The 21,604-nt window shown below is 65.3% G+C and carries 18 protein-coding genes; 16 read left to right on the top strand and 2 right to left on the bottom strand.

Annotation, left to right across the window (positions count from 1 at the left end):
• Nucleotides 1–84 precede the first annotated feature (84 nt).
• From M2282_RS14760 to M2282_RS14820, 13 genes are all read left to right on the top strand, one after another.
• A complete protein-coding gene (locus M2282_RS14760) occupies nucleotides 85–1,377 on the top strand; it encodes a hypothetical protein (RefSeq protein WP_280809523.1) in 1,293 nt (430 codons plus the stop codon).
• Nucleotides 1,378–1,573: 196 nt separating this feature from the next.
• Nucleotides 1,574–1,777 carry a hypothetical protein gene (locus tag M2282_RS14765; protein ID WP_280809524.1) on the top strand — a complete coding sequence of 68 codons (204 nt, stop codon included), beginning with the start codon at nucleotides 1,574–1,576 and terminating at the stop codon, nucleotides 1,775–1,777.
• Nucleotides 1,778–2,685: 908 nt separating this feature from the next.
• The gene (locus M2282_RS14770) at nucleotides 2,686–3,840 is read left to right on the top strand and encodes a polysaccharide biosynthesis/export family protein (RefSeq protein WP_280809525.1); all 1,155 of its coding nucleotides are present in this window, start codon (nucleotides 2,686–2,688) and stop codon (nucleotides 3,838–3,840) included.
• Nucleotides 3,837–4,292 (top strand): low molecular weight protein-tyrosine-phosphatase, encoded by a 456-nt coding sequence (locus M2282_RS14775; RefSeq protein ID WP_280809526.1) that lies wholly within the window; start codon nucleotides 3,837–3,839, stop codon nucleotides 4,290–4,292. The genes M2282_RS14770 and M2282_RS14775 overlap by 4 nt, the downstream gene beginning before the upstream one ends.
• The gene (locus tag M2282_RS14780) at nucleotides 4,289–6,550 is read left to right on the top strand and encodes a polysaccharide biosynthesis tyrosine autokinase (RefSeq protein ID WP_280809527.1); all 2,262 of its coding nucleotides are present in this window, start codon (nucleotides 4,289–4,291) and stop codon (nucleotides 6,548–6,550) included. The genes M2282_RS14775 and M2282_RS14780 overlap by 4 nt, the downstream gene beginning before the upstream one ends.
• A 331-nt stretch (nucleotides 6,551–6,881) precedes the next feature.
• On the top strand, nucleotides 6,882–7,604 hold the full coding sequence (locus tag M2282_RS14785) for a sugar transferase (protein WP_280809528.1): 723 nt from the start codon (nucleotides 6,882–6,884) through the stop codon (nucleotides 7,602–7,604).
• Nucleotides 7,601–8,659: a hypothetical protein gene (locus M2282_RS14790; protein WP_280809529.1), complete on the top strand. Its 1,059-nt coding sequence runs from the start codon at nucleotides 7,601–7,603 to the stop codon at nucleotides 8,657–8,659. Before M2282_RS14785 ends, M2282_RS14790 begins: the two co-directional genes overlap by 4 nt.
• Nucleotides 8,656–9,807, top strand: coding sequence for a polysaccharide pyruvyl transferase family protein (locus M2282_RS14795; RefSeq protein WP_280809530.1), 1,152 nt, complete (start codon nucleotides 8,656–8,658; stop codon nucleotides 9,805–9,807). Before M2282_RS14790 ends, M2282_RS14795 begins: the two co-directional genes overlap by 4 nt.
• A gap of 22 nt (nucleotides 9,808–9,829) precedes the next feature.
• Nucleotides 9,830–10,891 (top strand): glycosyltransferase, encoded by a 1,062-nt coding sequence (locus M2282_RS14800; protein ID WP_280809531.1) that lies wholly within the window; start codon nucleotides 9,830–9,832, stop codon nucleotides 10,889–10,891.
• Nucleotides 10,888–12,153, top strand: coding sequence for a hypothetical protein (locus M2282_RS14805; RefSeq protein ID WP_280809532.1), 1,266 nt, complete (start codon nucleotides 10,888–10,890; stop codon nucleotides 12,151–12,153). The genes M2282_RS14800 and M2282_RS14805 overlap by 4 nt, the downstream gene beginning before the upstream one ends.
• 5 nt (nucleotides 12,154–12,158) lie before the next feature.
• Nucleotides 12,159–13,397 (top strand): lipopolysaccharide biosynthesis protein, encoded by a 1,239-nt coding sequence (locus tag M2282_RS14810; RefSeq protein ID WP_280809533.1) that lies wholly within the window; start codon nucleotides 12,159–12,161, stop codon nucleotides 13,395–13,397.
• Nucleotides 13,398–13,418: 21 nt separating this feature from the next.
• Nucleotides 13,419–14,063 (top strand): phytanoyl-CoA dioxygenase family protein, encoded by a 645-nt coding sequence (locus M2282_RS14815; protein WP_280809534.1) that lies wholly within the window; start codon nucleotides 13,419–13,421, stop codon nucleotides 14,061–14,063.
• 48 nt (nucleotides 14,064–14,111) lie between these two features.
• Nucleotides 14,112–14,504 carry a carboxymuconolactone decarboxylase family protein gene (locus M2282_RS14820; RefSeq protein ID WP_280809535.1) on the top strand — a complete coding sequence of 131 codons (393 nt, stop codon included), beginning with the start codon at nucleotides 14,112–14,114 and terminating at the stop codon, nucleotides 14,502–14,504.
• Nucleotides 14,505–14,779: 275 nt separating this feature from the next.
• Here M2282_RS14820 and putA read toward each other — a convergent pair whose 3' ends face one another.
• Nucleotides 14,780–18,730 carry a trifunctional transcriptional regulator/proline dehydrogenase/L-glutamate gamma-semialdehyde dehydrogenase gene (gene putA, locus M2282_RS14825; protein WP_280809536.1) on the bottom strand — a complete coding sequence of 1,317 codons (3,951 nt, stop codon included), beginning with the start codon at nucleotides 18,728–18,730 and terminating at the stop codon, nucleotides 14,780–14,782.
• On the opposite strand from putA, the gene M2282_RS14830 reads away from it, so the two are divergent.
• The 3 genes from M2282_RS14830 to M2282_RS14840 all read left to right on the top strand — a co-directional run bounded on the left by M2282_RS14830 (nucleotide 18,693) and on the right by M2282_RS14840 (nucleotide 20,470).
• The gene (locus M2282_RS14830) at nucleotides 18,693–19,283 is read left to right on the top strand and encodes a helix-turn-helix domain-containing protein (RefSeq protein WP_280809537.1); all 591 of its coding nucleotides are present in this window, start codon (nucleotides 18,693–18,695) and stop codon (nucleotides 19,281–19,283) included. The two genes, putA and M2282_RS14830, sit on opposite strands and share 38 nt — an antisense overlap.
• Nucleotides 19,280–19,825 carry a GNAT family N-acetyltransferase gene (locus M2282_RS14835; RefSeq protein WP_432422904.1) on the top strand — a complete coding sequence of 182 codons (546 nt, stop codon included), beginning with the start codon at nucleotides 19,280–19,282 and terminating at the stop codon, nucleotides 19,823–19,825. Before M2282_RS14830 ends, M2282_RS14835 begins: the two co-directional genes overlap by 4 nt.
• 99 nt (nucleotides 19,826–19,924) lie before the next feature.
• Nucleotides 19,925–20,470, top strand: coding sequence for a DUF2147 domain-containing protein (locus tag M2282_RS14840; protein WP_280809539.1), 546 nt, complete (start codon nucleotides 19,925–19,927; stop codon nucleotides 20,468–20,470).
• A gap of 12 nt (nucleotides 20,471–20,482) precedes the next feature.
• On the opposite strand, the gene M2282_RS14845 is transcribed toward M2282_RS14840, so the two are convergent.
• Nucleotides 20,483–21,604 carry an NADH:flavin oxidoreductase/NADH oxidase gene (locus M2282_RS14845; protein ID WP_280809540.1) on the bottom strand — a complete coding sequence of 374 codons (1,122 nt, stop codon included), beginning with the start codon at nucleotides 21,602–21,604 and terminating at the stop codon, nucleotides 20,483–20,485.

Raw genomic sequence — 21,604 nt, forward strand, 5'->3', positions numbered from 1 at the left:
CATTGGAGAGAGGGCCAATCCCGCAAGCGAGGCACGTACCGGCGTGCGGTGGCAGGTTTCTTCAATCTCAAAAAAATGAATTCCATGATGATGTTTCCCCGAGGATGCGTTTGCGCACTGACGATTTCGGTGCTCCTGTCCGGCTGCGGTGGCGGAGGTGGCGGCAATCAAGGCAGTGGCCTGGCCGGCCTGTTCGGCCTGGGCGGTGGCACCAGCGGCACCACCGGCACCACCACCGGCACCACCGGTAGCCAAGGTGCCGGCCAGAGTGGCGGTGGCACAGCCGGCACAGGCGCCACAGATGGAGGCACTGCGCCCGTCGCGGCGACCACCTCGTTGGTGACCGGGCTCGGCAAGCCCGCCCGGGTGCTGCTCGGACTGGCCTCCGGCGCCATCGACCAGATGAAGAGCCAGGACATTCACCCGGACATCATGGACACCTACCTAGTGGGCGTCGAGGGCTACACCCCTGGGCACAGCTGGATCGCCTGGAACAGCCCGGATGGCGCATTCCTCACGTACACCGCGCAGGCCGTCCAGGCCTACGGCGCGATTCCGATGTTCACGCTCTACCAGATGACGGCGAGGGGCGAGGCCGATCTGAGCGGCATCAACGACACGGCCTTCATGAACAAGTACTGGGCGCAGGTGCGGCTGATGTACCAGCTGATTGCGGACCAGCGCGGGCCTGTTCTCGTCAATCTGGAGCCGGACTTCTGGGGATTCCTTGCGTCGCAGGCGCCGGATCGCGATGCAACGCGGGTGCCGGCCGTCGTGAGCAACCAGCCCGAATGTGCGGGGTTGCCCAACACTGCCGCGGGCTTGGGCCAATGCATGGTGCAGATGGGCAGGCAGATCGCACCCAAGGCGCTGGTGGGGTTTCCGCCCTCCTTCTGGAGCGGCACCTCTGCCGAGATCGGCGCGCAGATGCGCGCGGTCGGGGCGGACAAGGCGGACTTCATCGTCGCCCAGACCAGCGATCGCGATGCGGGCTGCTGGGAAGCTAAACCGCATCCCGACGAATGCGCGAAACCAACGGACTACTGGGACGCAAGCAACAAGACCAGCCCGAACTTCCACGACTCCCAGAAGCAGATTTCGGACTACCGGGCAGCGCTGGGCAACAGCCTCCCGATCCTGTGGTGGCAGACGCCGATGGGCGTGCCGTCCGACACGCCGGGCGGCACAGACCTGCACTACCGCGACAACCGCGTCGACTACATGCTGCGCAACGCCCAGGAATACGGCGACATGCACACCTTCGCCATCGTCTTCAGCCCAGGTGGTACTTATCAGACCTCGCTCGCCACCGACGGCGGCCAGTTCGCCCGCCTCTCGGGCCAGTACCTCTCACGAGGCGGCGCCGCCTTGAAGTAAACGGCCGAGGTGCTTCGGCTGCAGCCAGGCGGAGCAGTCAGGCGGGATGCAGGTTCGCCCCGAATACTGCATCCGCAGCGTGTGTGAACCTGCCTGCTCTCCACTTTTCTTGAGCTATCCTCTCGCACCCGACACGCGTAGCGATTTTTTACACATCCTGAGGGCTGCGCGTGCCCGAGCGAAGGGGGAGAGACAGATGCGCTTGATCTTTATCGAACTTCTATTGGCCCTGGTGCTGCTGCCGCTGAGCGGCCTGTTCTGGTGGTGGGCCTTCGGCATGGGCGGTTGGGCGCTGGCCGGCTTTCTGGTTCTGGTCGGCATCACCCTGTTCCTCGTACTGCGGGGCGTGCGCGCCACCAAGGACAAGCTCGGCCAGCCGGGCGACGACCAGGAGCAGTAGACCCCGCGCTCCGATCCGGCCTTTGCCAGCTGGATCTGCAATACCAAAGGCCTCCTCGTGAGGCCTTTTGCATTTAATGGCCTCCGTCTGGGGGGCCTAATTCCTCCCTATATCCCGTCCTATTCTTGTGCGCGGGATTTGAATTCTTTTTTCTGATTCAGCCCTCCCGCTTGGAGGATGAAGCCGAATTCGCATGACGAGATGCGAAGGATTCATGGCGGCGGTGTGACTTCAATTGAAAAACAGCACCAAAGTTTCAATTGGAAATGAAGCTGAAATTATTCATTTGGCTTTGTGTTCAATCGTTGCACGATATCGATGCCCCACAGGGATGCATTGTCCTGAATTCCAGGTAAATCGAAAAACCTACAGCCATTCAAATCGGGGCACCGGTTGCCTTCCGGAATGACCTTTCTGGTGCCGCCTTCTGCCCGGACACAAGACGCGGCTGCGGCGCTCTCGGCGAGTTCTCCTCGTACACCTGCACGAAAACACAAAATCTTACAAAACGGCATGCAATATCGAAAAACCCTCAAAGCCCCGGTTTCGTGGCACGCACGCCACGATCCCCTCACTTTTCGACGTAATTAATAAGTCGCTGTTTTGCCGCCCGAATCAAGTTACGGAATGCTGTTCCAACGCGTGTTTTCCCAATGAAGGCACTGTTCCGGAGAGTGCGATGACAGATGACCATGAAACCTGCATGGTTGCGCCACGAATAGACACGTTTATTTCGCCTCTGCGACGAAAAAGGAGGTCTTCGGACGCGGTGACAATTCGGATTTCGCCCGCAACCGACGAAGCCGGGTACCGCTTTGAAGGGCGGCGCGATCCAAAAGGCCGCGCCCCGTTCAACCGGGCTCGACCTTTGCATATGAACCGCTGTGGTTGAAAAAACCAGTTTTGCAATGGAGATCGATTTGACACGTCACGTGTACCTGATGGGGTGGAGCGCCGCCCTGCTCGGCGCGATGCTGCTCCAGGGCTGCGCGCCGGGCTTCGGCTCCCTGGTGGCCTACGAGCCCGACCAGAATCCGGCCCCCGGCCTGGCCGCCGACGGCTCGCCGGAAGGGGCGCTCACGCCCATCTCGCCGGCGCTCATCCGCGCCATGGCCGAGGCCCAGCCGACGGCCGTGCCCCCCGACGTGAAAGCGCTGTTCGGCGAAGCCGCCACGTACACCATCGGGCCGGGCGACGTCGTGGGCGTCATCGTCTACGACCACCCCGAACTGCTGCCCAATGCCGGCGCGGTGATCAGTCAGCAGGTCGATCCCACCGGCATCAGCGTGGCGCCGGGCTTCATCGTGGGCGCCAACGGGGAGATCAGCTTTCCGTACATCGGCCGCGTGCAGATGCAGGGGCTGACCGAGATCGAGGCCTCCGACCTCATCGCCAAGCGCATCGCCCGCTACATCAAGGAGCCGCAGGTCACGGTGCGCATCCAGTCCTTCCGCAGCCGCCGCGCCTTCGTCGAGGGCGAGGTGCGCACGCCGGGGCTGCAGATCTTCACCGACGTGCCGATGACCCTGGCCGAGGCGCTCAACCGCGCCGGCGGCATCACCGCCAACGGCGACCGCTCGTTCGTCACGCTCACGCGCCGCGACAAGACCACGCTCATCGACCTGCCCAGGCTCCAGGACCTGGGCATCAACGCCAGCAACATCCCGCTGCAGAACGGCGACGTGGTCCAGGTGCGCAACCGTGACGAGAGCAAGGTCGTCGTGATGGGCGAGGTGCTGCGTCCCTCGGCGCTCACCATGCACAACGGACGCCTGAGCCTGAACGAAGCGCTCGGCGAGGCCGGCAGCGCCAGCCTGGGCACCGCCAACACGGGCCAGATCTACGTGGTGCGCAACACCGCCAGGGGCACGCCGGCCGTGTTCCACCTGAATGCGAAGAACCCCGCCGCGCTCGCGCTGGCCGACCGCTTTCCGCTGCAGCCGCGCGACGTCATCTACATCGACTCGGTGCCGCTGGTGAGCTGGAACCGCGTGGCCAGCCTGATCCTGCCGGCCGCCCAGGTGCTGGACATCGGCGACCGCGTCTACATGAACCACCGATGAAATCCGTGCTGACGGTCTGCATCGGCAACATCTGCCGAAGCCCGATGGCGGAAGGCCTTCTTTCGGCCGGGCTGCCGCACCTGCGCGTGATGTCCGCGGGCACCGGCGCGCTCGTGGGCCGGCCCGCCGACCCCGCCGCGCAGGCGCTCATGCGTTCGCGCGGCATCGACATCTCGGGCCACGTCGCGCAGCAGGTGAGCCAGCTCCTGTGCCGCCAGGCCGATCTGATCCTGGTGATGGACCTCGCGCAGCGCCGCTACCTCGAGTCGGCCTACCCCTTCGTGCGCGGCAAGGTGTTCCGCATCGCCGACACCACCGCGCAGGACGTGCCCGATCCCTACCGCCAGGGCGATGCGGCGTTCGAGCGGGCGCTGGCCCTCATCGACGCCGGTGCCCGGTCGTGGATCGACCGCGTCCTGAAGATCACAAAACCTGAGCAGCAACCCACATGAATGCATCCCCGCAAGCCGCCCCACCGATGCAAGCGCTGGAAGAAGAAGGCGAAGGCATCAACCTCGCGGAGTACTGGGACATCCTGGTCGACAACCGCTGGCTCGTCGCGGCCGTGGTGGCCGTGTTCCTGTTCCTCGGCACCGCCTATGCGCTGCTGGGCAAGCCCGTCTACGAAGCCAACCTCGCGGTGCAGGTCGAAGATTCGGGCAACTCCGCGGGCAGCTTCCTCGGCGATGCGGCCTCGTCGCTGCTGAGCGTGAAGACGCCCGCGGCGGGCGAGATCGAAATCCTCCGCTCGCGCGCCATCCTGGGCAAGGCGGTGGAAAACACCAAGCTCTACATCAGCGCGCGGCCGCGCTATGCGCCCTTCGTGGGCAGCTACCTGTCGCGCCGCGCCACGGAGCTGTCGGAGCCGGGCTTCATGGGGCTCGCGGGCTACGTCACCGGCACCGAGAAGATCCTCGTGCCGCGCTTCGACGTGCCGCCCGACTTCGAGGACAAGCCGTTCACGCTCACCGTCGGCACCGGTGGCCAGTACACGCTGAGCCAGCCCGACATCGACACGCCGATGAAGGGCACCGTCGGCACCCTGCTCAGCGCGAACATTCCGAATGTCGCGAACGGCAGCCTCGGCCTCATGGTCACCAGCATCGACGGCAAGCCGGGCGCGCAGTTCCAGCTCGTGCGCTCGTCCACGCAGCAGACGCTGCTCGCGCTGCAGGACGGCCTGAAGGTCGTCGAGAAGGGCAAGCAGTCCGGCGTGCTCGACGTCAGCTGGAAGCTCCCCGACCCCGAGAAGCTCACGCAGCTGCTCAACGAGATCGGCACGCTCTACGTGCGCCAGAACATGGAGCGCAAGGCCGCCGAGGCCGAGAAGACGCTGGGCTTCCTCGATACCGCGCTGCCGCAGTTCAAGAAGCAGCTGGAGCAGTCCGAAGACATCTACAACCGCTACCGCAACCAGAACGGCACGGTGAGCCTGGACGACGAGGCGAAGAACGCGCTCACGCAGACCGTCGACCTGCAGTCCAAGCTGCTAGAGGCCGAGCAAAAGCGCCGCGAGCTCGCCGCGCGCTTCACCGACGAGCATCCGGCCATCGAGACGCTCGACACCCAGGTCAAGGCCTGGAAGAGCGCGATCGCCGCCATCGATGCGCGCATCCGCAAGATGCCCGAGCTGCAGCAGAACACCGTGCGCATGCAGCGCGACATCAAGGTGAACACAGACCTCTATGTGTCGCTGCTCAACAGCTCGCTGCAGATGCGCCTGGCCAAGGAAGGCAAGGTGGGCAACGTGCGCCTGCTCGACGAGGCCATCGTGCCGGAAGAGGCGGTGTGGCCCAAGCGCCCGCTGGTCATCGTGCTCGCGCTGATCCTGGGACTTGCCGCGGGTGTCGCGGCCGCGGTGGCGCGCAACTCGTTCTTCGGCGGCATCCGCCATCCGGGCGAGATCGAGAGCCACACCGGCCTGAACGTCTACAGCAGCATTCCGCTGAGCGCCGCCCAGCGCAGCATCGACAGGAACATCGAGAACAAGGTCACCGGCGTGCATGTGCTAGCGCACCTGCAGCCCGAAGACCCGGCGGTGGAGAGCCTGCGCAGCCTGCGCACAGCGCTGCAGTTCACGATGCTGGAGGCGACCAACAACCGCCTGCTCATTTCCGGTGCCACACCCGGCGTAGGCAAAACGTTCATTTCGGTCAATTTCGCGACCATTGCCGCCGCGGCCGGAAAAAGAGTTCTTTTGATTGATGCGGATTTGCGAAAAGGCCGGGTCAATCAATTCCTGTCGATTCCAAGATCCTCCGGCCTGTCGGAATTGATCGCGGGAACGCTCAGCTTCGAGAAGGCCGTGCGGCCCTCGGTGCTGCCCAACCTGGACATCATCACCACCGGCGTGCTGCCGCCCAATCCGGCCGAATTGCTCACGAGCGAGTCGTTCGTCCATGTATTGGACAAGCTCTCGCCCGGCTACGACCTGGTGATCATCGACACCGCACCCGTGCTGGTGGCCGCGGACACGGCCTCCGTGGCGCCGCTTGCCAGCACCTTGCTGCTGGTCGCACGCGCCGAAAAAACACAGCTGGGCGAATTGAATGAAAGCGTCCGGAGGCTTGCGCATGCAGGCCGTTCGGTAAATGGCGTAATTCTGAATGCTATTGACCTATCGCGCCGCCATGCGGGCAGTGGGGGTTATAAATATGGCGCTTACAAGCATTTACAATACACATACAAAACCAACAGGGATTCCACCTAGACCGTGAAAAATTGGAGTTAAATTCATCTCGATGCGCTTGACATTCAAAACCGGCGCATTGAGCTATTACTCAATTTGTATTCAATCAATCCAAAAGTAATGCCAATGAGCAATAAATCATTTGTGTTACGTCTTTCGAGTCCGTAGGCCGCGCAACAGCTTCTGCAAGGCAGAGCTACGAGGCATTTGTGCGGGTCGTGTCGGCCAAAAAAAATCAGGGCCATAACCAGAGAGATGCAGGCGTTTTCGCCCGCATGAGGAAAGGTGCGCCAAAAATGAAATACCTGTCGAAAGAAATTCTTTCGCTTTCCGGATCCGGATGGAGAAAACCATGAGAAACCTCCGCCGCGAAGAATCGCTCGTCCCGCAAGGCTGGGACAATTCGGAACTCAACGGCGAATCGTCCCGCGACAATTCGCGGGGCCGCGTTCGCCATCCCACCGCGCTGAAAATCGGAAAAAGATCGGTGGACATTGCCGCCGCGCTTTTCTTCTTCCTGGCCTTCGGCTGGATATTCGTGCTGATCGGCCTGTGCGTGATGGTCAGCTCGGGCGCGCCGGTCTTTTATTCGCAGCCGCGCTATGGAAAAGACGGGCGGGTATTCCGCTTCTGGAAATTCCGCTCGATGACGGCGAATTCCGCGCAGGTGCTGGAAGAGCATCTCAAAAGCAATCCCGAGGCGCGCCGGCAATGGGATGAATACCAGAAGCTCGAAAACGACCCGCGGATCACGCCCTTCGGCAAATTCATCCGCAAGACCAGCCTGGACGAACTGCCGCAATTCTGGAATGTGCTCGTGGGCGAAATGAGCCTGATCGGCCCGCGCCCCTGCATGCTCGACCAGAAGGCGCTCTATGGCCAGGACTGGTCCCACTACTGCGCCGTGCGGCCGGGCATCACGGGCCTCTGGCAAGTGAGTGGCCGCAACCAGCTGACCTACAACGCGCGCGTTGCATTGGACGTGAGGTATGTCGAGACGCTTTCCGTCACGAAGGACGTCGATATTTTCCTGAGAACGATATGGGTGGTCGCGGTCGGTCACGGGTCGCGGTGAGCCACGCCATCCAGCAGGGATATCCAACAAGAAGAAATTCAGGCCGCGTCAACCCCTATTCGATAGCCGGGGTGTTGATCGTGTGCATCTACGCGGTCGTCTACATCTATTTCAGGGACATGCTTCCCGAGAAATGGAGCGTGGATTCGGCCAAGATCCTCGAGATCATCAATTACGGCGGCGCGGGCGATTACGACAATTCGTTCGCGATCACCGCGATGCTGTTCGGAATCATCGGGAACAACAACCTCGATGTCTTCACCTGCGTCGTGAGCGCGCTGTTCCTGTTTTTCGCGACCCACGATATCCGCCGTGCGGGCGATTTCTTTTCGCGGCTGCTGCTGATTGCGCCTTGCATCATGCTGAACATGTTTGCGCCGTCCAAGGAAACAGTGGTGCTCATCATAACGATGTTCATCACGCTGTCGGCCATCTATTTCCGGACTTCGAAGTTCATGACCTTCGGAGCCTTCCTGTTGCTGTACGCGGTTTATGGAATATTCGTACGGCAATACTATCTGCTGATCGTTGCCGTATTTTTTCTTGTTTATTTTCTGTGGCGCCGGCCGCTCAAATACCATATCGCGGCGGCAATTCTCGTGGTCGCGGCGATCATGGCTGCGCCGTCGAGCATTCTTCAGACGCTGCAATCGCCGCGGGATACCTCCAATGCCTATGCCGAGCAGATCGGCAGCGACAACAGAACGGCCTTCACCAATATCGCCTCGCCCGCCAGCGGCGCCGGCTTTCTCGTCAATTACGGCTATGCGGCCACGGTGCTGATCACGCCCGTGCTCTATTTCCAGACGCCGAGCGATTTCTTCATGCAATTGATGATCGGCGCGATGCTGCTGATCCTGTACAGAGCAAGAAAAAGAGCCAGGCGCGGCTTCGACCGCTTTGAATTCCGGTTTTTTGCCAGCCTTTTCATCGCGCACATCCTCGTGCAATTGATATTCGAGCCGGATCTGGGGAGTTTCACCCGGCATCTGACCTCCGTCATGCTTTATCTCGTGGCCATCAAGGTCTCCGGGAACAAACCAATTTCAAGATGAAGAAAATCCTGATCTGCGCAGTGCCATTCAGCGACAACCTCGGCGACGGGGTCATTGCGGCATCGCTCGCGCACATTGCCGGCCTCAAATACCCAGATGCCCGGGTCGAATTCCTCGACATTGCCGGGCGGCACGGATTCGACGAACAGAATCTGCGCGGCGGCGGTGCATTCGGCGTTTTCCAGAAACTGCCCGCGCTGCTGCGCTCGGCCATCGTGTTCGCGTATTGCCTGAAGAACTATTTCCAGCACTGGCGCCGGCATTGGCAGGCGGCCGTGAGCGATGCGGACCTGGTCATCGTCGGCGGCGGCCAGCTCTTCTGCGACGTGGCGCTGAACTTTCCGGCCAAGCTCTTCCTCCTGAGCCGCCTCTTGCGCGGCAAGCGGGTGGCGGTGGTGTCGGTGGGCGTCACGGCCAAGTGGTCGTACTGGGGCAAGGTGCTCGTCGGCAAGTTCTTCAGGAATGCCGCGCCGGTTTTCTTCGCCACCCGCGATGCCGAGTCCGCGAAGAACCTGCACGACATCTTCCGGATTCCCCGGCTCGACATCCGCGTGGTGCCCGATCCGGCGCTGGTCTGCGCGAGCGCGTTTTCCGAAGAGCTCTCGCCCGACAAGAAATGGGACGTGGGCATCTGCGTGAGCAGCCTCGATGCGCTGGTCATGAACTCGGAGTACGGCGATGCGAACGCCATCGGCTCGGCCGATTTCTTCGCGAACCTGGCCGAGGCGCTGCAGAAGGAGGGCGCACGCGTCCTGTACTTCACCAACGGCGCCGCGGAAGACAACCGTGTGATGGCCGAGATCTCCGCGCGGCCCGCCGCCGCGGAGGCCGCGTCCTTCCTCGTGCCCAAGCGTCCCGACGACCTGGTTGCGCTCATCAGCGCGTGCTCCTGCATCGCGGCGCACCGGCTGCACGCGAACATCGTGGCCTACAGCCTGAACATTCCCTCGGTGGGGATGAACTGGGACAAGAAGGTGGAGTCGTTCTTCCGCCTCACCGGCCGCACGCAGTACCTGTTCGACCTGTCGCCGCGCCCGGACCAGCTCAAGGCCTCGGTGCTGCACCTGCTGCGCGAGAAGAACGCGGACCAGGACCGGCTGGACGTGCTCAAGGGCGAAGTCATCGCCGGCACGCACGCACTGATCTGACCGACCTCGGAGCGAGCCCCTCATGAAAGTACTGCACGTTGCCGAGACGCTCAAGGGCGGCCTGGAGACCTACCTTCGCAGCGTCTCGAACTACCAGACGCGCTCGCCCGACATCAGCCAAGTGAAGTTCGTGCTGCCCGGGCAGGTCGACTGGCTGGGCGCGGAGAACACGCATGTGGTGCCGACGGCGCGCAAGGCCTCGGCGCTGCTGGGGTACGCGAAAGACGTGCGCAGGATCATCGCCGCCGAGCGGCCGGCCGTTCTTCATTTGCACAGCTCGATTGCGGGCGGCGTCGTGCGCGCCATGGCCCTCGCCGGGCAGATTCCGCGGGGCGTGAAGATCGTCTACTGCTCGCACGGCTGGGCCTTCGACCAGACCGGCCCGGCCTACAAGAACCTGGCCTACCGCTGGATCGAGCGGCTGCTCTCGTGGCGCAGCGACGCGATCATCTGCATCAGCAAGCACGAACTCAAGATCGCGCAGCAGTTCGGCATCGTGCGATGCCAGTGCATTCCGAACGGCGTCGACCGCATCGAGCCGGCGCAGCGCGATCCAGGGGGCGCCACCGAGTCGCGCGAGGTGCTCTTCGTCGGCCGGCTCGACCGGCAGAAAGGCATCGATGCCCTGCTCGATGCGTACGCCAGGGTGCGGCCGAACTTCAGGCTCATCGTCGTCGGCGATTCCGTGCGCAAGGACCTGCAGCTCGCGCAGCCGGAGCACGTCGAGTTCAAGGGCTGGCTCGAGAAGGACGAGCTCGACGCCGTCTACCGATCGTGCGACGCCACCATCGTCCCGTCGCGCTGGGAAGGCTTCGGCCTGGTTGCCGTCGAGGCCATGGCGCGCGGCAAGCCCGTGTTCGCCTCGGCCGTCGGCGGCCTCGTGGACATCGTGGAGCACGGCCGCAGCGGCCGGCTTTTTTCCCTCGACCAGATGGACCAGGCGCTGCGCGACATCGACGGCCTCTCCGACGCGGCCCTGCGGCAGATGGGGCAGGCCGGGCGGCAGATCTTCGAGGAGAAGTTCACCTCGCAGCGCATGAACACGGCCATCGTCAATCTCTACAAGGAGTCGGTTCTCCGATGAACATTTTTTCCCGCCGCGCCCGGCGCTGCCTGCAGGTCCTTGCGTTGCTGGGCGTGTGGATGTTCGCCGCCAATCCCGCGCAAGCCCGGGGCGTGAACGGCATCGACACCGACTACCCGGTCGCACTGAGCGTGCAGATCGATCCGGCCACCATCAGCGATGCCGACCTCAACGAGATCCGCGCGGCGGGCTTCGAGTTCGTGCGCTTCGGCGTGCGGCCGCCGCTCAAGAGCGTGAATCCCAGCCTCATCGACTACCCGAGCCTCATCAAGCGCGTGCGCAACGCGAAGCTCGAGGCGATCGTGACGCTGTTCGGCGGCAACGCGATCTGGGGGACAAAGCCCGAAGACCTGCGCGCGGGAGCCCGCAAGGAAAGCCTGTTCTCCGATTTCGCGGTCGGCTTCATGAAGGCGCACACCGACGACGTGGCCGTGTGGGAGGTCTGGAACGAGCCCGATCACAAGACCTTCCTGAATCCCGGCCTGCTGCCGGATTTCGAGGCCGCGTCCTCGGAGCTCTGCGCCAACATGGCCAGGCAGAAGGTGCAGCCGAACATCGTCGTCGGCTACGGTTTCGCGAACCTTCCCTTCGTGGGCGGCAAGGTGCCGGCGCAACTGGAGAACGCCTTCGTCTCGGCCGCGAAGTCCGACTGCCTGACGGACATCTCCATCCACCCGTATCGCCCGGTGCCCGAGACGGCCTTTGCGGACTACCAGAAGCTGCGCGCCCAGCTCGACCAGCGGCAGCTGAAGAAGACGGGCATCGTCATCTCCGAATGGGGCTACGCCTCGTACCTGCCGGTGCGCAGCCAGAGCACGCAGGCCTCGCTGATCTTTCGCGAGTACCTGATCAACGCCGCGGCCGACATCAGGCTGCTGAACCTCTATGCCTGGCGCGACCGCGGCCGCTCGTCGTTCTCGAAGGAAGACAACTTCGGGATCATGTCGAACGCGGGCGAGAAGAAGGAGGCGTTCTCCGCGCTCACCGAATTCCTCAAGATCGCGAAGCATTCGAAAAAGGTCTCCTATGACGACGCGAAGGGCGTGAACCGGCTGGTGCTCCGCCGCGACGACGCACTGCTGAACGTGGTGTGGACCGCCGGCCCCGAAAAAGACGTGACGGTTCCCGTGGCCGAGGGCAAGAAGTGCACGCGCGTCGATTTCTTCCCGCAGGTGCGCCGCGGCAGCTGCGGGCCCCGAACGGACGGCGGGTTCGCCGCGAAGGCTTCGGCCTCTCCGGTGCTGCTGTCCATCTCGGACTAGAGGCGATGGCGCGTCTTTCCGGAATCAGGAAGCGCCTGGGCGGCCCGGTCTTCGCGGTCGCGGACCAGTGCATCTACAGCGCGAGCCAGCTGCTGCTGAGCTTCGCGCTCGCGCGTGTGCTGTCGCCTTCGGATTTCGGCGTGGCCTCCGCGTTCCTCGCGGTCGTCAGCTTCCAGTACATCCTGCACACGGCGATGGTGCACGAGCCCTTGCTGATCCGGCGCTTCTACGCGAGCCGGTCCGCGGCCTGTGTGAGCTGGGCGCTCGTGGCGCTCCTGTCGCTCGCGGGTTACCTCTGCTGGCAGCTCATCGTGTTTCCGGGGCAGCTGCGATGGGTCGGCGTGGCGCTGATCGTCGGCTACGAGATCTTCTGGATCTCGCGCAGCCTGCTGCTCACCGGGCGGCGCTACGCGATGCTGTGCGCGACCGGCGTGCTGATCAGCGCGGGGTATGTCGCGGTGCTCGGCGTCGAGCGGCCCGCGACATGGTCGGAGGCGCTGCTGCTGGTCTCCGTTCTCCAGGTTCCGTTCCTGATCCTGGTGGTGCTGAACCTGCGCCACGTGATGCCCGCGCTGCCCGCTGCAAGCGATGCGCAAGGGCTAACCGTCAAGGAGTCGATGGCCTACGGCTGGAAGGCCAGCCTCTCGCAGTTCATGAGCTGGATCATGACGGGGGGCGCGATCCTGCTGCTGGGCTCGTCGGCCGATGCGGAGCAGGGCGGGCTGCTCAAGATCTACATCACCTTCCTCTTGCCGATGCAGTACGTGCTCGCGGCGCTGGGCTACTACCTGCTGCCGCAACTGGCCGCGCGCTGGCACGCCGAAGACCGCAGCAGCGTGTACCGGCTCTTCGTGACGTTCGTGCTGACGGGGTTCCTGGTGGCCGAGGCGGCCGGCGTCGTGCTGGGCCTGCTCGGGCCGCACCTGGTGGTGCTGGCCTTCGGCGAGAACTACCGCCACATGGACTTCTCGCCGTTCTACTACGCGCCCGCCATCTTCGGGCTCACCATGTGCCTGCGCACCGGCTTCCGTGCCGCGGCGCGGCCGGGCGCGCTGCTGTTCTGCTCGGTCGTTGGCGCGGCGGTGTTCGCCATCTCGATGCTCACGGCCAGGCCGCCGGTCTCCTACATCCAGACCATCCACGCCATGACCCTGGGCTTTGCCTGCATGGCCGCGCTGATGATCGGCTGGCTGTTCCTGCTCATGCGAGCGCCGAGGCAGGCCGTTTCACCCGGGCTCAGGTAAGGCGACCTGGAGATGCCCCCCATGCACACCCCCTTGCTCCGCGACGTCCGCATGGACGAGCGCCTGCGTTTCCTGCGGGACGGCGTGGTGTGCCTGCGCCAGATCATCTCGCCGGAGTGGGTGCGGCGCGCGCAGGACGGCGTCGAGCACGAGCAGGCGATGTTCGACTCGGGAGCCGGCGAGGTCGCGCGGCAACTGACGGTGACGCGGCGGCTGCGCTGGATCTACGACCAGCTCTTCGACAGCGACCCGCGCAACCCGATGGCGGCCACACCATGGCAGCAGGACACCTCGTACGGCCTCGCCGACAGCCACCGCATCGTGCGCGTGTGGATGCCGGTGGACCACGTGCCGCGCGAGACCGGCATCGAGGTGGTGCGCGGCTCGCACCTCTGGAAAGTGGAATGCGGCTGGGCCGGCCGCATCGAGGTGCGCGACATCGAAGCCAACCGCCGCGCCTTCGACATCGTGGGCTACGAGGTCGATGCGGGCGACGTGGTGGCCTTCAACCACCGCTCGCTGCACCATGCGGGCGCCAGCGGCGTGAACTTCAACGAGAAACGCAGGGCCTTCGCGATCCTCTATGCGGACGACGCGCTCGCCCTGAGACATCGGCCACCGCTGATGCCTCCGGCGGCCAGAGACCTCGGGCCTCGCCTCGCATGACGAGCCGACTATCCTCGTGTCCAGCACACCGCTGACTCAGGAGACCCGATGAAACCCCAACCGATCGACTACGCAGACGCCTCGCCCGAAGTGAAGGCCGTGTTCGACGACATCAAGGCATCGCGCAACGTGCCCGACGTCAACAACTTCTGGAAGTACCTGGCCAACGACCCGGTGACGCTCAAGCGCACCTGGTCGAGCCTGAAGGAAGTGATGGCCCCCGGCGCGCTCGATCCGGTGGTCAAGGAAATGATCTACCTCGCGGTGAGCGTCTCCAACGGCTGCGGCTACTGCATCGCGAGCCATCACGCGGGTGCGGAGAAGGCAGGGATGACGCCCGAGATGTTCGGTGAACTCATGGGCGTGGTCGGCATGGCGAATGAGACCAACCGACTGGTCAACGGGTATCGGGTGCCTGTCGATCCGGCGTTCGACAAATAGGGCGCTGGGTTCATTCGGGGCGGCGATCACGCCGACGGGGTGCCTTGCTCCGCGAATGTCCCCCGCTTCGCTCCTCCTTGATTTCGCTGCGCAAGGCACCCCATCAGCGTGATCGTGTTCAGAGCAGTCGTTGATCGGCTGCGCACCAACAGCGCGTCCAGGTGCTCAGGGCGTCCGGTGCTCCCCGCAGCGAAATCAAGGAGGAGGCCGCAGGCCGGGGGACATTCGCGGAGGGGAGTACCCGGCGGTCTGTGCACACGCCCTGAACAGCACCCTCAGCCGATCGTCATCAGACTCGCATTCCCCCCGGCAGCAGCGGTATTCACGCTCAAGGCACGCTCGACCACAAGGCTCTCAAGCGGAATGCCTGTATCCCCAGGCGCGAACGAGCGCACACCGGCGATCGGCCCCGGCCGCAACGCGACGAGCTGCACGACGCCCTTCAGGCTCACCGCATCGCCATGATGAAGAACGGCATCGAAGACCACGGTCTCCGAAGTCCAGTCGCTCGCAATGGCGACCGACTGCTGCACCTCGACGGGCAACGACGCGCGCAGGCCTTGCGCGCCGGCATCCGCAGGCCAGATCGCGGTACTGCCCACCGACAGCACGGCCGCCAGCTGCACCAGCCGGTCGGCTTCCGCATCGGCCAGGCACAACACGGCTTCGCGCGGCTGCAGCGTGTAGACGTTGCGCTCGCCGGTGGGGCCGGCCAGCGTGCGCGAGCTGCCGGAGCGCGAGAGTTCGCCGAAGCGTTGGCATTGGGTTGCCAATGCATGACGGTTCGTTTCGTTGGCCCATCGGGTCAAGGCCGGGAGCGCAGCATGCGATGCACCGACCTGCGTCGGCGATGCGTTGCCAGGGTCCGCATCCGCCATCGCGCGCACCAGCACATCGTCCGGCCGCTTCGACAGCATGCGGTACATGTACAGCGGCCCGCCCGCCTTCGGCCCCGTGCCCGACAGGCCTTCGCCACCGAACGGCTGCACGCCCACGACCGCGCCGACGATGTTCCGGTTCACGTAGACGTTGCCCGCCTTCGCGTGTTCCACGATCTGCGCGATGGTCTCGTCGATGCGCGTGTGCACGCCCAGCGTGAGGCCATAACCCGTGCCGTTGATTTGCCCGACCAGCGCGCCCAGGTCGCGGCGGCGGTAGCGCACCAGATGCAGCACCGGCCCGAACACCTCGCGCTGCAGCTCGGCGATATTGTCGAGCTCGATCAGCGTCGGCATCACGAATGTGCCCTGGCGCGTGTCGTGGCCGTACTCGCGGCCCTGCCGGTAGACCCTGCGGCCGCGGCTGCGCATGGTGGCGATGTGGCGCTCGATGTTGTCGCGGGCTTCGGCGTCGATCACCGGACCCACGTCGACGGCCAGCCGCGCGGGGTTGCCGATGCAGCTCTCGGCCATCGCGCCCTTGAGCATCTCGATGAGGCGGTCGGCCGCTTCTTCCTGCACGCACAGCACGCGCAATGCCGAGCAGCGCTGGCCGGCGCTGTCGAAGGCCGAGGCCATCACATCGGTGACCACCTGTTCAATCAGCGCGGACGAGTCCACGATCATCGCGTTCTGCCCGCCGGTCTCGGCGATGAGCGGCACGGGCGCGCCGTTGGCGCCGAGCCGTGTCGACAGCGTCTTCTGCAGGATGCGCGCGACCTCGGTCGAGCCGGTGAACATCACGCCCTGCACGCGTGCATCCGCGACCAGCGCGGCGCCCACGGTCTCGCCGCGTCCCGGCAGGAGCTGCACGGCCGCGCGCGGCACGCCGGCCTGCCACAACACGCGGATCGCTTCGGCCGCGACCAGCGGCGTCTGCTCGGCTGGCTTGGCCAGCACCGGGTTGCCGGCCGCGAGCGCGGCGGCCACCTGGCCCGTGAAGATCGCGAGCGGAAAATTCCACGGGCTGATGCATACCATCGGCCCGAGCGCGCGGTGCGTGTCGTTGGAGAAATCGGTGCGTGCCTGCGCGGCGTAGTAGCGCAGGAAGTCCACCGCCTCGCGCACTTCGGCGATGGCGTTGGCGTAGGTCTTTCCGGCCTCGCGTGCGAGCAGGCCGAGCAGGCGCGGCTGCTGCGCTTCGAGCAGATCGGCCGCGCGGTCGAGCAGGGCGGCGCGTTCCGTGGGCGGCGTGGCGGCCCATGTCGTTGCAAAGCCTTGCGCGTGCGTGACCGCCGATTCGACATCGGCCAGCGTCGCCTCTCGCACCTGCCCGACGACATCGCGATGGTCTGCGGGGTTGAGCACATCGGCCCAGCTGCTGGAGACTTCGCAGTCTTCGGCAAGCAACGGTTCGGCACGCCACGGCTCGGCGGCCGTGGCCCGGAGCGTTTCGCCCAGCAGGCGCAGGCTGTCGTCGTTCGCCAGGTCCAGCCCATGCGAATTGGCGCGCTGCTTGCCGTAGAGAGCGACTGGCAATGGAATGGCGGGGTGCGGCAGGCCGATGGCGCCTTCGTCCGCCGCCATGCGTTCCACGGTTGCGACGGGGTCTTCCACCAAGGCTTCGAGCGGAATCGTCGGGTCCGCGATGCGGTTGACGAACGAGGTGTTGGCGCCGTTCTCCAGCAACCGCCGCACCAGGTACGCGAGCAGCGTCTCGTGCGTGCCCACGGGAGCGTAGATGCGGCAGGGTCGCCCGAGCGGACCGACCACCTGCTCGTACAGCGGCTCGCCCATGCCGTGCAGGCACTGGAACTCGTACTGCCCCGGCTGGTAGCGCGACGGGTCGGCCATCGTGTAGATGGCGGCCAGCGTGTGGGCGTTGTGCGTGGCGAACTGCGGGTAGATCGCTTCGGGTGCATCGAGCAGCTTGCGCGCGCAGGCGAGGTACGACACATCGGTGTAGGCCTTGCGCGTGTAGACGGGGTAGCCCTCGAGGCCTTCGATCTGTGCGCGCTTGATCTCGCTGTCCCAGTACGCGCCTTTCACCAGTCGCACCATGAGCCGGTGGCGGCTGCGGCGCGCAAGGTCGATCACGAAATCGATCACGAAGGGGCAGCGCTTCTGGTAGCCCTGGATCACGAAGCCGATGCCGTTCCACCCCGCGAGCGCCGGCTCGAAGCACAGGCGCTCCAGCAGGTCGAGCGAGAGCTCCAGGCGGTCGGCTTCTTCCGCGTCGATGTTGAGGCCGATGTCGTACTGCTGCGCGAGCAGCGTGAGGTCGCGCAGCACCGGGTACAGCTCGTCCATCACGCGCGCATGCTGTGCGCGGCTGTAGCGCGGATGCAGCGCCGAGAGCTTGATGGAGATGCCCGGGCCCGCATACACGCCGCGGTGGTTCGAGGCCTTGCCGATCGCATGGATCGCGTCTTCGTACGCGATGCGGTAGCGCTTCGCATCGTTCGCGGTGAGCGCGGCTTCGCCCAGCATGTCGTACGAATAGCGAAAGCCCTCGGCCTCCAGCTCGCGCGCGTTGTCCAGCGCCTGCGCGATGGTCTCGCCGGTGACGAACTGCTCGCCCATCATGCGCATTGCCATGTCCACGCCCTTGCGGATCAGCGGCTCGCCGCCCTTGCCGATGAGGCGCGTGAGGATCGTGGAGAGACCGGTCTCGCTGTGCGTGGCCACCAGCTTGCCGGTGAGCAGCAGGCCCCAGGTCGCGGCGTTGACGAACACCGAGGGGCTGCGCCCCGCATGCGATTGCCATTGGCCGTGAGCGATCTTGTCGCGGATCAGGGCGTTGCGCGTCTCGGCATCGGGAATGCGCAGCAGCGCTTCGGCCAGGCACATCAGCGCGACACCTTCCTGCGACGAGAGCGCGTATTCCTGCAGCAGGCCCTGCACGAGGCCGGCGCGGCCGCTGGCGTTCTTGCGGTTGCGCAGTTGCTGGGCGATGCGGTGGGCGAGGGCATGGGCCTCTTCGGCCTGCGCGGCCGGCAGGCGGGCCTGTTCGAGCAGGGGTGGTATCGCTTCGGGCTCGGCGCGCCGCCAGGCGGCGGTGATCGGCGAGCGCAGCGCCGAAGATGCCGCAAGGCCGTCGGCGAAGGCGGTGAACGAAGAGGGCAGGGGGTCGGGGTTGTTGACGCTCATGTCGGGCTCATGCTGGTGATAAGTTGAATGATCGCAAGCTGCTCGATGAATGTTTATCCGAAGAGTGGGCGATTTGCAGAACAAATCACTGGTCAGCGCCGAGGCGTAGCCGCCACCATTGGTTGACTCGATTTCCTTTTCATTGGATATTTCATCCAATATGACGGAATCAACCCCCGCCACCCTCAACGATCGCATCGCCCGACGCGTGCGCGACCTGCGCGCCGCCCGCTCGCTGTCGCTCGATGCGTTGGCCACGCACTGCGGCGTCAGCCGCTCCATGATCTCCCTGATCGAGCGCGGCGAGAGCAGCCCGACGGCCGTGCTGCTCGAAAAACTCGCCACCGGTCTGGGCGTGCCGCTCGCTTCGCTGTTCGACGATGCCGCGCCCGCCGCCAGCCCCGTGTCGCGCCTGGCCGACCAGCTGCAGTGGCGCGACCCGCACTCCGGCTACGTGCGCCGGAATGTCTCGCCCGGCGCCGCCGTGTCGCCCATCCAGATCGTCGAGGTGCACTTTCCGCCAAAAGCCCGCGTGGCCTACGAAACCGGCGCTCGAGAGCCACGCATCCACCAGCAGGTGTGGGTGCTCGAAGGCCGCGTCGAGGTCACGGTCGGCGACGACCTGCACCGGCTCGACGCGGGCGACTGCCTCGCGCTCACGCTCGACCACCCCATGAGCTATCACAACCCCACGCGCAAGACCGCGCGCTATGCCGTCGTGATCACCACGGCACCCACCTCCTGGAGATGAACGACATGACGACCGAAGAAACGCCCCGCCTCCGTGCCCTTCACACAGTGAGCGATGACCATGTGCATGCGCTGGCCGACCTGCTGATCGATTGCGTCGAGGGCGGCGCCTCGGTGAGCTTCATGCTGCCGATCACGCGCGAACGCGCCCTTGCGTTCTGGCGCAAGGTGGCCGACGGCGTGGCGCGCGGCGAACGTGCGCTGCTGGTGGCTGAAGACGCGGAGGGACTGCTGGGCACCGTGCAACTCGTGCTCGACCAGCCCGAGAACCAGCCGCACCGCGCCGAGGTCTCCAAGATGCTCGTGTACCGCAGGGCGCGGCGCCGGGGCGTCGGCGCGCTGCTGATGCAGGCGGCCGAAGACCTTGCCCGCGAACACCGCAAGACGCTGCTGGTGCTGGACACATCGAGCGCCGAGGCCGAGCGGCTCTATGCCCGCATGGGCTGGCAGCGGGTGGGCGTGATTCCTGGCTTCGCGCTGCTGCCGGAGGGCGAGCCGTGCGGCACCACTTTCTTCTATCTGGCGCTGCAAGAGCGCGCGTGAGCAACTTCGAATCAGGCTGAAGCGCGGAGATTTGTATCGCACCTGTCTGGCGTCACGCCAGATACGGAACACGACGATTCAGTGTGTGTCTCGACACATATGACGGCACGTGCTGCGATGGAATGGGCGCTCCATCCACTCGACACGAAGCCCTTCATGACCACGCCCTCGCTCCAACGTCCAGGCCGCGCATTCGGCGCCGCTTTGTTGTTCGCCACAGCCTTCGCGGCGCAGGCGCAATCCTCATCGGCCTCCGATCCGCGCGGCCGCTGGGTCACCGCGAACGGCAACCTCGAAGTGGAGGTCGCGCCCTGCGGGGCTGCGTTGTGCGGCACCGTCACCAAGGTCCTGGGCAACCGCTCGATGGCCCCCGGCGGTGGCGAAATGCAAGCGGCCGACAAACGCCCGGCACTGGGCATGACGCTGCTGAAGGACTTCGCGCCCGTCGATGCGGCCGACCCCGCGCGTCCGCCTACCGAATGGACCGGCCAGATCTACAACCGGGAGAACGGCAAGCTCTACAGCTGCAACATGTCGGTCAGCACCGCCGGCAACGCGGCAGGCGAGCTGATGCTGCATGCGTATGTCGGGTTGCCGCTGTTCGGCAAGACGCAGCGCTGGGTGCGGGTTGCGTCGAACGACTGACGAGGGCGTCGATCAACGCGCCCCGAACGCCGCGTTCTCGAACAGATCCTTGAACTCCCGCGGCTGCGAGCGCCAGTACTGGTGCGGCGCTTTCACCTGCGCGCCCAACTCGGCGGCCGCGTGCCACGGCCAGCGCGGGTCGTAGAGGATCGCGCGTGCCAGCGACACCGCATCGGCCTGTCCCTTGGCGATGATTTCCTCGGCCTGTCGCGGCTCGGTGATGAGGCCCACGGCGATGACCGGCATGCCGACCTCGGACTTCACGCGCTCGGCGAACGGCACCTGGTAGCCCGCGCCGAGCGCGATGGCCTGCCTGGGCGATACGCCGCCGCTGGACACATGAATGGCCGCGCAGCCGCGCGCTTCGAGCGCCTTGGCGAAGGCGACGGTGCCTTCGAGGTCCCAGCCGTCCGGCACCCAGTCGACGGCCGAGACGCGCACCCACACCGGCTTGTCGGCGGGAAAGGCTTCGCGCACCGCATCGAACACCTCGAGCGGAAAGCGCATGCGGTTCTCGAGGCTGCCGCCGTATGCGTCGTCGCGGTGATTGGCCAGCGGAGAGAGGAACTGGTGCAGCAGGTAGCCGTGCGCCGCGTGAATCTCCAGGCCGTCGAGCCCGAGCCGCGCCGCGCGCCGCGCTGTTTCGGCAAATGCGTTGCGGATGCGTGCGACGCCCGCGGCGTCGAGTGCGATGGGCGCATCTTCCGTCGGTGCATGCGGCACGGCCGAGGGCGCATACGCCTTCCATCCGCCGGGCTCGCCGGGCGCAATCTGCTTGCCGCCTTCCCAAGGCGCACGGCTCGATGCCTTGCGCCCCGCATGCCCGAGCTGCATCGCGATCTTGATGGGCGAATGGGCCCGCGTCGCCGCGAGCACGCGGGCCAGGCCCTCTTCATTGGCATCGGAATAAAGCCCGAGGTCTCCCGGCGAGATGCGCCCCTCGGCCTCCACCGCCGTCGCCTCCAGGATCATCAGCCCCGCCCCCGAGAGCGCAAGGTGGCCCAGGTGGATCAGGTGCCAGTCGCCCGGCGTGCCCTCCGTGGCGGAGTACTGGCACATCGGCGCGATGACGATGCGGTTGTCCAGGCGAAGTGTGCCCAGTTGCAGGGGCGTGAAGAGGTGGGATTGGCTCAT

The organism is Variovorax boronicumulans, from assembly GCF_029892485.1.
In the GTDB taxonomy this organism is placed as follows: domain Bacteria; phylum Pseudomonadota; class Gammaproteobacteria; order Burkholderiales; family Burkholderiaceae_C; genus Variovorax; species Variovorax boronicumulans_B.